This is a genomic window from Paenibacillus sp. JNUCC 34, from assembly GCF_058269055.1.
On the sequence record NZ_CM177770.1, the window covers coordinates 3,346,366 to 3,359,213 of the forward strand.

Below are 12,848 nucleotides of genomic sequence, written 5' to 3' on the forward strand. Positions count from 1 at the left end.
AAGAAAGCGAAAGCAATTGCCATGAGAACAAATGTTCTCATTCCCGAATTGTCTTCTGTTTAAAGAACAAACTCGTACAGGCAAATATAATATATATACCGCCAAGGAGAATAAACATGCCTGCATTCCAACCAGTTTCAATCAATGAGCCACCGATATTCGGTCCCACAATGCTTCCTATATTAAAATGAAAGGATGCAACAACGTTTGCAGCAGGCAGCAAAGCTCTCGGGAGGATATCAGCCGCATAGGCGAGCCCAAGTGAGAAGAAGGAACCAACAAGACCTCCAGCCAATGTGAGTAAGATGAGCACCGGCCAGTAACTTGTCCCTGCAACGGGAATAAGTATAAAACAGATTCCCCCCAGAATTCCGGCCACCGTCAACACCCTTTTGCGGCCGAACCGGTCACTCCAAATACCAAGCGGAAGCTGCAGAATAAGTCCTCCAATTCCGATAAACGGTAGCAATGACGATATTTGTTCAATTGTGAATCCACTACGTAGACCGTACACCGGGAAATTGCTGTTAATCCCGGCTTCCATATATCCGTATAAAAATGCGGGCATGAGCGCATACCACGCTAATTGATAGCTTCTTCTGTACCGACCAGACGCAAAGGTCTCGCTGGACGACTGCCGCTCCGGTTTCACATTAGGCAGCTTGAAGATCACCACAAGCAGTACAAACAGAAACAATATGGCGAGTATGATAAAGGGAACAGCTTCCCCGTATTTCAACAGTATTATTCCCAGCGGCCCTATACTGAAGCCGAGCCCATAGGACATGCCGTAAAATGATATGCTGCGACCGCGGTTCTGCGGCGTGGACATCATAAGTACCCATAATTGTGCTGCATAATGAAGTGCGCTATCCCCGACACCAACCATGATCCGGAGCACAAACCACAAAGCCACACTCGGAAACAATGGGAACGCAAGTAAAGAGAGCATAACTAGAACCAGACCGGCGATGATAAGCTTCTTGAAGCCTACCCAACCAAGCACTCTTTCCGCTACAAGCGTCATGGCGAAGGAGCCGGCATATAGAGCGGCTGCGTTCAGTCCGTTTACAGACGAAGAGACCCCCATTCGCTCCAAAAATATTGCGAGCACAGGCAGCAGCAAACCTTGGCTGAGTCCTGCCGCTACAATGACCGAAATTAATATAAAATAATGAATTCTCCCTTGACGGGCCTGAACTGTGTCTGACACGATTGTATAATCCCCCTCTTAATGATGAACAACAAATAAATTGCCAAGTGAACATTATAGTGGACAACCCTGATCCATACAAGCCATAATAAAAACAATGTCATTATTTCGGGAGGGTACTGGTTTCATGAAGTACAAAGTAAGCATAGACGTTTCTGTGGTTTTCGAGTTGCTAGGCAGTTTTATGATCTATGTAACGAGAAAATGGACCGACAATCTAGATATCGGCACACAATTAATTACGGATATGGATACCCGTCTCCCTCAAGAGATCCGTACGGAACTCGGCAAGGCATACAGCTGGCCTTTTTTAGATTATGATGTTCTCTATGCTATAGCCATTTTGCGTGAACAGGATACGGATATTACTTCTTTTGTCGACTGGATCGGGAATACTGCGCCGGATGATCTATATCCCCGATTACTACCTTACATGCCGTCACTTACCATGGAGCATCTTGTACGTGTTAAGACAGACTACCCGCCGCTGCTCCGCTTGTGGTACGAATATTATTTTGCGGACATAGAACCCGAGTTAGAACCTTTGATTTGTGAAGATGCTCAGGAAAAATCAGTACTCCTTCTCAAGATGGAACCTGAAGGGCTTATTGAATATGCCACTGGCGGTGTCATACTGGACGATATACCCGTGGATTCCATCCTGCTCTTTCCCGGTGTTCATTTCCGGCCGATCAATACCTATTGTTTTTACGACAACATTCTTCTGATTCAGTATCCTGTTGACATTCCCGAAGAAAATGAGGATGATCCACCGGTTGTACTGCTAAGAATGACAGAGGCGCTGGCTGACCCGGAACGCCTAAGATTACTTCGTTATGTGGCGAATGAACCCAAAACGGTAAACGACATAGCAACAAATTTGAATCATCCCTACGATACACTTATGCATCATCTGCTAATACTAAGGGCAGCGGGTCTGCTCCGTTCGCATGTGAATGCTGGTGATCAGACTGAACGCTTCAGCCTTCGTCCTGACGGGGCAGCAGAGCTTCAAATGTTTTTTGAGTCGTACCTCAGATTATCTTGATGACGCAAACCTTTCTTGGTTACAAAGTTATTAATAGATAGACACTATACATAGAAGCAAGTGGATAAAGGAGTGCGAAAAATGAGCAAAGATGGACAGCATATCATATTTGATATGGATGACACATTGATTCATTGCAACAAATATTTTGACTTGATTCTTGGCGAATTTTTCGAGCTGATGACAACCTGGTTTCAGGAGTATGGCGTGACAACCGAACAAATTAGAACCAAACAGATGGAAATCGATGTTGCCGGAGTAGACAAGCTTGGATTTGCGAGCGCCAACTTTCCACAATCTTTGATCGACACTTACCAATTCTTCTGTAAGCTTCATCATAAAACGCCTGTACTACGTGAAGAAGAAGAGCTGTTCAAGCTCGGCCTGAGTGTCTACGATCAGGAGGTTGAAGCCTATCCCGGCATGGTGGAAACGCTGGATACGTTGCAGAATGAGGGGCATCGACTGTACTTATACACAGGTGGTGAGACCCGAATTCAGAAACGTAAGATTGAACAGATGAAACTTGCTGACTTCTTCGAAGACAGAATCTACATCCGTCAGCACAAAAATGTGAAAGCGCTGGAAGAAATCCTTTCTTCCGGACAATTCAACCGCTCTTTAACCTGGATGATAGGTAACTCGTTAAGAACAGACGTTGTTCCAGCTCTAACAGCTGGGATAAATAGCATCTATATCAAGCAGCAGCGCGAATGGCACTACAATCTGGTGGAATTGAAGCATGAGCCGCATAATGTTCTTTACACCGTATCGGCCTTGACTGAAGTTCCGGAGATTATTGCCGATAATACTGTAACCAATCCCTAAGAAATAATAGAGGTTGCCCCTGACCATAGTCTATGGCAGAGGCAGCCTTTTTTTGTTTGTGAAACACCCTAAAAAAGCAGGTCATGGAATGACTCCATGACCTGCCCTGCTAGTGAGAATGCATCAATCAAGTTGCTGCACCGGTGCTCTCACGCTGGACGGTTAATTGACCGCTGCCAGATTCATTTAGTGCAATTCGAGCTTTAAAAGATCCCCCGCTCTTGTCTTTAAACGTTAGTAGCTGGGTCTTTCCGTTAGTAAGAAGAGATTTTAGCATAGCATGTGAGATGTTTTTACCCGCGAATTCTTTCCAAATCACGAATTTACAACCACTTTTGAAATGGGAGCATCCATAGCCTTTACGACCTTCGATAATTTGTCCACCACAGCCTGCAGTAGGACAATCCCCGAGAGGAACACGCACACCAGAGGACGCTGCCTGACTCGCACCAGGCTCTTCGTTTGATTTTGGCTCTCTCATACTTCTTGCTGATGCAGAGGCTGACTTACCCATCTCTGAAGTTGCACGACTACGCTTGGAGCTTGGGTTACCCTTCCCTTTGCTATCTTCACTGTCACCGAACATCGATGGAGGTGCAGGACGCTGGGTTGATACCTTGTCAATAATGGAAACAGTAAACTTCTGCACGTTTTTCATAAATACGTCTGCAGAAGCTTCACCTTTCGATATTTGATGCAATCGCCGCTCCCATTGTCCGGTCATTTCGGGAGAAGCCAGCAGTTCAACACCTGCATGACGGATCAACTCAACTGCCGTTCTTCCTTTTTGCGTCACAGTAATCCTTTTGCCCTGCATCGTGATATAGCCGACCTTCTTCAGTCTTTCGATCGTTGCCGCTCGTGTAGCCGGAGTACCGAGGCCACTGTCCTTCATCGCGTCACGTAGCTCTTCATTCTCCATACTCTTGCCGGCACTCTCCATCGCTTTTAGCAAAGTACCTTCCGTGTAACTTTTTGGTGGCTGAGTCGCCTTTTCCTTTACTTCACTCTTCAAGCACACGACGGGCTTGTCCGCTAGAACGTCGAATGAACGGTCATTCCACTCCTGAGATTCTTCCTCCTCATCATCCTTACCTTTTTTCGACTTTGAGGACTTTCGCTCCTTGTCCTTGTCCTTGTCCTGCTGAATCAACACTTTCCATCCCAGTGACAGAAGCTCTTTAATATTGGTCTTGAACGTCTCCCCTTCCACTTCTGTAAGCACGGTGTGCTGCTTGTACATAGCTGGCGGATAGAAATGGGAGAGGAAACGGATAATGATCAGATCATAAATATTCTGTTCTTCCTTACTGAGAGTTCCAGGCCGTTTCAATGTCGGCAAAATGGCATGGTGATCTTCAACACGCTCAGGATTACATACGGATTTATTGTTTTTATGAACACGATTCGGGTCCGCTCCTTGCACCATAGGACCGTATGGTGTGGATTTGAGCATGTTTAGTGCCTTATGCATCCCTTCGATGTTCTGCTCGTTTACATAGTTAGAATTCGTACGCGGATAAGAAATAACTTTATGTCGTTCATATAATCCTTGTGCGAGATCCAATGTTTTTTTGGCGGAATAACCATACTTGGCATTGGCTTCACGCTGAAGCAATGTCAAGTCGTAAAGTTTAAACGGATGCTCCTTCGTCTCCTTAACCTCATACTTCGAAATAGTGCCGTTCTTCCCTTTCACTTTGGACGCGATTGCATCCGATCGTTCCTGCGATGTCAATCGGTCACCCTGCCAGGTCCCAACATATTCCAGTGAATCCTGGCGGAATGTAGCTTTAACATCATAAAAGGTTTGCGACTCAAACGCCTCTATTTCTTTCTGGCGGTCATAGATCAGAGCAAGCACAGGTGTCTGGACACGGCCAACCGACAACAGCGTCTGATGACGTGTCGTAAATGCCCTTGATGCATTCATTCCGATCAGCCAGTCTGCTTCACTGCGGGCCCTTGCCGCGAGCGTTAAGGATTCAAATTCAGAGCCATCCTTCAATTGGGCGAACCCCTGCTTGATGCTCTCGGCTGTCAAATCTGATATCCAGAGCCTTTTCACCGGCTGATGAAGCCCCAGTTGCTGTTGGATTAGCGCAAAAATGTACTGTCCTTCTCTCCCCGCATCGCAGGCATTCACAATATGATCGCAGCGCTTGGCAAGATCTCCAATAACTTTGAGCTGATCCTTGGTCTTCGGATTCGGTACAATTCGGAATTGTTCCGGTATGATGGGCAGATCCCGAATGTTCCAGCGCTTGTATTTCGGATCGTAAGCATCCGGCTCCGCAAGGCCGACCAGATGACCTATCGCCCAAGTAATAATGTACTGCTCTCCTTCTAAGTAGGACCGGTTATTTTTGGCCCGAGGTTCGATCACCGCAGCGATATTTCGCCCCATGTCCGGCTTTTCGGCAATGACCAGCGTCTTCACGTAACCTCTCCTCCCCGATTCGTCCAAGAACGAAATAACCATATAAGTTGCTTGTTTTCCGGATGGACTCCAAAAAGGACTCCGCTTAGGCGAAGTCCCCTTAAACAATGATATTCAATTATAACATAGGATGAGTCTAGTTTAAACTAAAACGGTAGAGCCCATCAGATACTTATCTACTTCCCTTGCTGCTTCCCTGCCTTCGTTAATTGCCCACACCACTAGGCTTTGACCACGGCGCATATCACCGGCTGCAAACACTTTATCTACATTGGTAGTATATTTACCATAAGCTGCTTTAACATTACTACGACGGTCACTCTCAAGACCGAGCTGCTCTAAAAGAGTCTGCTCAGGACCATCAAATCCGATAGCAATCAAAGCGAGCTGTGCCGGAAATACTTGTTCTGTACCTGGAATAGGCTGGTACACTTTACGGCCTGTTTCGTCTACAATCCGCTCAATCTGTATCGTGTGCAGCTCTTTCAGGTTTCCTTCTTCATCACCAACAAACTTCGTGGTCATGATAGAAAATTCCCGAGGGTCCTGTCCGAATAGTGCTTTCGCTTCCTCATGAGCATAATCTAGCGTATACACATTCGGGAACTGCGGCCATGGATTTGCAATCAGATCTCGTTCAAGTGGTGCCTTTTTATGCGTACCGAATTGGGTAATGCTGGTACATCCATGCCGCAATGCGGTGGCTACACAGTCCGAGCCCGTATCCCCGCCGCCAATGACAATAACGTCTTTATTGTGAGCGGAAAGGTATTTTCCATCTTCAAGACCGGAGTCGAGGTAACTCTTGATCGTTCCGTTCAGGTAATCCATAGCGTAATGTACGCCCTTCAGTTCGCTGCCTTCGATATTAAACTCACGAGGTTTTGTGGATCCTCCACACAACACGACCGCATCATAATCATCAACAAGCTGCTTAGCCGAAATATCTTTGCCTATCTCGGTATTCACAATAAACTCAATGCCCTCGGCCGCCAGTAAATCAACACGGCGTTGAACCACGCCCTTGTCGAGTTTCATAGAAGGAATTCCGTAAGTAAGCAAACCACCAATCCGGTCAGCACGCTCGTACACCGTAACGTAATGACCCGCTTTGTTCAGCTGCGCTGCTGTGGCAAGTCCCGCAGGGCCGGAACCAACAACAGCGACCCGGCGACCCGTCCGATTCGCAGGAGGCTCAGGAACAACCCAACCTTCTTCAAAGCCTTTGTCAATAATCGCTTGCTCAATACTCTTGATCGTGACCGGTTGGCCGATCAGGCCTACTGTACAAGATCCTTCACACGGTGCAGGACACACACGCCCGGTAAACTCAGGAAAGTTATTCGTTTTATGCAGACGCTCCAACGCGTCTCTCCATAACCCCCGATATACAAGGTTGTTCCATTCTGGAATCAGATTGTGTACTGGACAGCCCGAAGTACCGCCGATCATATCTATACCGGTATGACAATATGGAGTTCCGCAGTCCATGCAGCGTGCTCCCTGGGTCTGAAGCTCTTCCTCTGCCAAATACATATGAAATTCTTCCCAATCTTTAACACGCTCAGCCGGGTCCCGATCGACCGGAAGCTGACGCTTATATTCCATAAATCCTGTTGGTGTTGACATACTGCTTTCCCCCATCCGTTCTCTTCATGCTGAGTAACAAGTAAGATTGTACTTTTCATCATATCATAAATCATCCACATTCTAACGAAACAAGGTGCCGTAAATGGTCATTAACCTGATTTATTTTTTCTATTCAGATTAAGAAAAACTTTTATCACCGCTTGTCTACAGCGATTCCGCGCATTATGTCATCTACAATGTAAAAACATCGTAGCATTTGTCATTTCCCTTGTTAAATGGATTATATGCACAATCATTTGTATTATCCTACTAAGAAAAACCCAGCAATAACTTCCAACGGATGCCGATAAAGTGAAGCTTATCTTTTACGCTCGTATATAACAAACCGGTAGGAATATGGATTCTTTTCGTCCGTAATCCCAGGTATTTCTCGGGCGACTGTCCATTCCTCCCAATTCACTTCCGGAAAAAAAGTGTCGCCTTCAAAGTCTTCATCGATAAAAGTTACATATAGCTTATCAGCCGATGGGAGCATCTGCTCATAAATTTGTGATCCTCCAATGACCATTAATTCACTCTCTTGGGCAAATTTCATACCTTCATCAATGTCATGTATAACGATTCCTTCTTCAGGTTTTAATGTAAATTCCTGATCACGTGTAAGAACTACATTGAGCCGCTTGGGCAGTGGTTTTCCGCCGAAGGATTCCCACGTCTTACGCCCCATCAATATCGTTTTGTTTAAGGTCATTTCCCTGAAAAACGCCATATCCCGAGGTAGACGCCAAGGCATTGTTCCCTGATGCCCAATAACCTGATCTTTTCCCATGGCCCATATCATAGAAATACTCATTCAATCAGCCCCTTCCATACGTATTGTGATCTCAAACGATTTCAGTCTTGCTTAGACTGCAACCGTGGCTTTTATCGTTGGATGGTGCTCATAATCTTTAAACTCGAAGTCATCAAAAGTGTAATCAAAAATGCTGTCCGGTTTTCTCTTGATCACAAGCGTTGGAAGAGAATAAGGTTCACGCTCCAATTGTGTTTTCACTTGTTCCATATGGTTAGAGTAAATATGAACATCTCCGCCGGACCAGATGAATTCACCAGGCATAAGACCGCACTGCTGTGCCACCATATGCGTCAGAAGAGCATAGCTGGCAATATTGAACGGCAGACCGAGGAAAGAGTCTACAGAGCGCATGGTAAGCATACATGACAGCTTACCGCCCGCAACATAAAATTGGAACACAAAGTGGCATGGCGGAAGCTTCATATTATCAATTTCGGCTACATTCCATGCACTAACGATGTGACGACGTGAATCCGGATTGTTCTTAATCGAATCGATTACGTTGGCTATTTGATCAATATACCGACCGTCCGGAGTCTCCCAGGAACGCCACTGTGAGCCGTAAACTGGACCTAAATCCCCATTCTCATCTGCCCACTCATCCCAGATCCGTACTCCGTTTTCTTTTAAGTAGCGTATGTTTGTTTCTCCACTCAGAAACCAGAGCAGTTCATGCACAACTGATTTCAAGTGTATCCGTTTGGTTGTCACGAGAGGAAATCCCTTGGATAGGTCAAACCGCAGCTGGCGTCCAAAGACGGACGTTGTTCCAGTACCGGTTCTATCTTCTTTTTCAACTCCATGGTCTAGAATATCTTGTAGCAGTTCCAAGTAATTTTTCACGGAATTACCCACCTTCATTATTTCTATTAATCAGCTATAAGTTTACCATACCCTAATACGACTAGCATTGAAAAAAAGTGACATAACACAATCGTACACCACCAAAAAAAAGAAGCTGCTCCTCCCGATCTTATCAGACCAAGGGGGAACAGCCTCTTGTAATGACCATGCAGGTCAGCTATAAATAATCAAACTATTTACGAGGTGCCATGACATGGATCGGATGACCAAGAACGAGCTCGGCACCTTCAGCCACGATTTCACCAAGTGTTGGGTGAGCATGGATGGTCAAAGCGATATCTTCCAGTGTTGCACCCATTTCGATCGCAAGACCGATTTCGGCAATCAGGTTAGAAGCTTCGATACCAGCAATGTGAGCACCCAGTACAAGACCCGTTTCTTCATCAGCCACGATTTTCACGAAACCATCAGGGCTGTTCAGTGACAATGCACGGCCGTTGCCTGCGAATGGGAACTTAGCGGATTTAGCCTTGTAGCCTTGTTCTTTCGCTTGAGCTTCAGTCATACCTACACTGGAGCACTCCGGATCCGTAAAGGCTACCGCAGGAACTACTTTATAATCAACTACGGAAGGAAGACCAGAAATCGCTTCAGCAGCAACCTTAGCTTCGTAAGATGCTTTGTGAGCCAGAGCAGGACCTGGAACGATGTCACCAATCGCAAAGATATGCGGATGGTTCGTACGTCCCTGATGGTCAACTTTAACCAGACCGCGATCGGTCATTTCAACGTTGATCAGGTCAAGACCAAGCTCGCCATCGGTGTTAGGACGACGGCCAACCGTTACAAGCAGGTAGTCAGCAGTGATTTCTTTGCTTTCACCGTTAACAGAATATTTCACAGTTACGTCTTTATCGGTTTGCTCCGCACTTTCCGCTTTCGCGTTCGTTACAATTTCAACACCGGACTTCTGCATGTTTTTCGCAACTAGTTTCGTCATATCAGGATCGAAGCCATTCAGAATGGAATCCATACCTTCAATGATGGTTACTTGAGTTCCGAATTTCGAGAACATTTGACCAAGCTCAGCGCCGATATAACCGCCGCCAATAACTACGAGGCTCTTAGGCAGTTCTTGAAGTTCCAAAGCTTCCGTCGAGGACAGAATACGTCCGCCAAATGGGAAAGCTTTCAGTTCAATCGGACGGGAACCCGTCGCAATGATACAGTTCTTGAAACGGTAACGAGGGGATTCATGCTCGTTGAATACACGAGCTTCATTCTCGTTAATGAACATGCATTCGCCGTTGAAAATTTCAACTTTGTTGCCTTTCAGCAAAGCGCCTACGCCGCCAGTCAATTTTTTAACTACGCCGTTTTTGAACTCTTGGGTTTTCGCAAAATCAACGGTTACGTCGCCTACGTTAACACCAAATGCGCTCGCATGTTTAGCAGACTCAAAAGAATGCGCAGCAGAGATCAAAGCCTTGGAAGGAATACATCCACGGTTCAAGCAAACGCCGCCGACTTCGGATTTGTCTACAATCAGAACTTGTTGACCCAGCTGGGCGGCACGAATCGCCGCCACATATCCACCAGGACCTGCACCAATGACTAATGTATCGATATCAAGAGAAGCATCTCCCACTACCATATGTTACACCTCCATAACGAGCAGCTCAGGGTTAGCGAGCAGCTGTTTAATGTAATTCATAAAGTTTTGAGCTGTTGCTCCATCAATAATACGGTGGTCAAAGCTCAAGGACAGTGCCATTACTGGTGCTGCTACGATTTCTCCATTCTTAACGACCGCCTTCTCGGAAATACGGCCTGTACCCAGAATTGCAACTTCAGGGAAGTTGATGATTGGAGTAAAGAACATACCGCCAGCAGAACCAATATTCGAGATGGAGATCGTGCTGCCTCTCATTTCGTTGGCACTCAGTTTACCGTCACGTCCACGTACTGCAAGGTCACGGATGCTGTCAGCAATCATCCAAATGCTCTTACGATCGGCATCCTTAATAACCGGAACGATCAGACCGTTGTCTGTATCTGTAGCAATACCGATGTTGTAGTACTTTTTGTACACAATTTCGTTAGCTTCTTCATCAATCATCGCGTTCAAAGCAGGGAATTGACGGCAAGCCGCAACGAGTGCTTTAACGATGAATGGAAGATATGTTACTTTAGTGCCTTTTTTCTCAGCGATTGGCTTCATGCGAGTACGGAATGCAACCAACTCAGTAACGTCCACTTCGTCCATGATCGTAACGTGAGGAGCGGTGTAAGCCGATTTAACCATCGCATTAGAGATCGCTTTACGGATACCTTTGAACGGTACGCGCTCTTCTTCAGCACGTGGATCCACTGCTGCTGCGGCTGCTGCCGGAGCTGCTTTAGTTTCAGCAGACTCTTGAGCTGCAGGAGCTGCAACCTGGCCTCCACCATTTTTGAATGCTTCCACATCTTCACGAGTGATCTTGCCGTTGTTTCCGCTGCCTTGTACCTGTGCAATGTCTACGCCTTGCTCACGAGCAAATTTGCGCACGCTTGGTGTAGCCAGAACATCTCTGCTAGGCGCTGCCGGTGCTTCTGCTGGTGCATTTGCTGCAGGAGAAGATTGAGTGTCCGCGCTACCTTTTGCTGCATCAGCTTCTTGAGCGGACTGCTCTTCAGCATGGCTTTCCTGTTCAGGGATGTCACCTTCAGCATCGATGATAGCAACAACTTCACCTACGCGGCATACTTGGCCGTCTTTGGCAAAAACTTCTTGAACCGTACCGTTAACGGGACAAGGAACTTCTACGACAGCCTTGTCGTTTTGTACTTCCATGATGATGTCGTCGTCTGTTACTTTGTCGCCTGGCTTGATATGCATTTTGATGATTTCACCTTCATGCAAACCTTCGCCCAGCTCTGGAAAACGATATTCAAATTTTGCCAACTGTAAAACCTCCCTAAATATTTACTGCAATTAGAATTTCATCACTTTATTAACTGCTTCTACGATACGAGCAGGAGTCGGCAACCAAGCGTCCTCGATCTGCGCGAAAGCATAAACCGTATCAGGTGCTGCAACACGAAGCACAGGTGCTTCCAGATGCAAAATAGCCTTCTCGTTAATCTGTGCAATAACCTCAGCAGCTACGCCAGCAGATTTTTGCGCTTCCTGAACCACGATAGCGCGGTTAGTTTTCTTGACAGATTCAACAAGCGTGTCAATATCAATTGGCGCTATTGTACGGAGGTCGATAACCTCAGCTTTAATGCCGTTTTTCTCAAGTTCATCTGCTGCTTTGGTTGCCGTATGAACCATCAAACCGTAAGCGATAATTGTAACGTCAGTTCCTTCACGAACAACGTTTGCTTTACCGAGCTCAATAGTGTATTCGCCTTCCGGTACTTCAGCACGGAATGCATGGTACAAGTTCAGATGCTCCATAAAGAAGACTGGATCATTATCGCGAATTGCAGAAATAAGCAATCCTTTTGCATCGTATGGATTAGATGGAACTACGACTTTAATACCCGGACTTTGAGCCAACAAACCTTCCAATGAGTCCGTATGCAGCTCAGCTGCTTTTACACCACCGCCAAAAGGGGTACGGAATACGATTGGAGAATTATAGCGTCCGCCAGAACGGAAACGCATACGTGCAGCCTGAACTACCATTTGGTCAATAGCTTCAAAAATAAATCCAATAAATTGAATTTCAGCAATCGGGCGAAAGCCTTGAATACCAAGACCCACAGCCATACCTCCGATAGCGGATTCGGCCAGCGGTGTATCGAATACGCGCTCTTCCCCGAATTCTTTTTGCAGGCCTTCAGTTACCCGGAAGACACCGCCAACATTACCTACGTCTTCACCGAAGATGACGACGTTTGGATCACGGTTCAATTCAACGCGCATTGCGTCGCGAATCGCTTCTTTCATGTTCATTTGTGCCATTGCTTCATTTCCTCCTTAGACATTACAGATCACATATGCTTGGCAATTAACCGTATCGTTTATCTAAAGCAACCTTCATCGAACAAGTCCCGCAGAAAATTCCGTCTTTGCCTT

10 protein-coding genes are annotated in these 12,848 nt (G+C 46.2%); 2 read left to right on the forward strand and 8 right to left on the reverse strand.

All coding sequences use genetic code 11. The features are described from left to right. Positions 1–37: 37 nt before the first annotated feature. Positions 38–1,213 (reverse strand): MFS transporter, encoded by a 1,176-nt coding sequence (locus AC2TF5_RS15685; protein WP_491298015.1) that lies wholly within the window; start codon positions 1,211–1,213, stop codon positions 38–40. A 127-nt stretch (positions 1,214–1,340) separates the two neighbouring features. On the opposite strand from AC2TF5_RS15685, the gene AC2TF5_RS15690 reads away from it, so the two are divergent. Together AC2TF5_RS15690 and AC2TF5_RS15695 are read left to right on the forward strand one after the other, a co-directional pair. Continuing rightward, positions 1,341–2,261 carry an ArsR/SmtB family transcription factor gene (locus AC2TF5_RS15690; RefSeq protein WP_491298017.1) on the forward strand — a complete coding sequence of 307 codons (921 nt, stop codon included), beginning with the start codon at positions 1,341–1,343 and terminating at the stop codon, positions 2,259–2,261. A gap of 81 nt (positions 2,262–2,342) precedes the next feature. After that, positions 2,343–3,089 carry an HAD family hydrolase gene (locus AC2TF5_RS15695; protein ID WP_491298019.1) on the forward strand — a complete coding sequence of 249 codons (747 nt, stop codon included), beginning with the start codon at positions 2,343–2,345 and terminating at the stop codon, positions 3,087–3,089. Between the two features lie 127 nt (positions 3,090–3,216). Here AC2TF5_RS15695 and AC2TF5_RS15700 read toward each other — a convergent pair whose 3' ends face one another. From AC2TF5_RS15700 to AC2TF5_RS15730, 7 genes are all read right to left on the reverse strand, one after another. Next, positions 3,217–5,529: a type IA DNA topoisomerase gene (locus AC2TF5_RS15700; protein WP_491298020.1), complete on the reverse strand. Its 2,313-nt coding sequence runs from the start codon at positions 5,527–5,529 to the stop codon at positions 3,217–3,219. 141 nt (positions 5,530–5,670) lie between these two features. Further along, positions 5,671–7,158, reverse strand: a complete 1,488-nt coding sequence (locus AC2TF5_RS15705) for a glutamate synthase subunit beta (protein WP_491298022.1) — start codon at positions 7,156–7,158, stop codon at positions 5,671–5,673. 319 nt (positions 7,159–7,477) lie between these two features. Continuing rightward, complete coding sequence (locus tag AC2TF5_RS15710) at positions 7,478–7,972, reverse strand: dihydrofolate reductase (protein ID WP_491298023.1); 495 nt, start codon at positions 7,970–7,972, stop codon at positions 7,478–7,480. Positions 7,973–8,023: 51 nt separating this feature from the next. Continuing rightward, on the reverse strand, positions 8,024–8,818 hold the full coding sequence (locus tag AC2TF5_RS15715) for a thymidylate synthase (protein WP_491298024.1): 795 nt from the start codon (positions 8,816–8,818) through the stop codon (positions 8,024–8,026). A 193-nt stretch (positions 8,819–9,011) separates the two neighbouring features. Continuing rightward, complete coding sequence (gene lpdA / locus AC2TF5_RS15720) at positions 9,012–10,433, reverse strand: dihydrolipoyl dehydrogenase (RefSeq protein ID WP_208914218.1); 1,422 nt, start codon at positions 10,431–10,433, stop codon at positions 9,012–9,014. 3 nt (positions 10,434–10,436) lie between these two features. Next, positions 10,437–11,726: a dihydrolipoamide acetyltransferase family protein gene (locus tag AC2TF5_RS15725; RefSeq protein WP_491298025.1), complete on the reverse strand. Its 1,290-nt coding sequence runs from the start codon at positions 11,724–11,726 to the stop codon at positions 10,437–10,439. Positions 11,727–11,756: 30 nt separating this feature from the next. Next, complete coding sequence (locus tag AC2TF5_RS15730; RefSeq protein WP_208914220.1) at positions 11,757–12,734, reverse strand: alpha-ketoacid dehydrogenase subunit beta; 978 nt, start codon at positions 12,732–12,734, stop codon at positions 11,757–11,759. Positions 12,735–12,848: the final 114 nt, after the last annotated feature.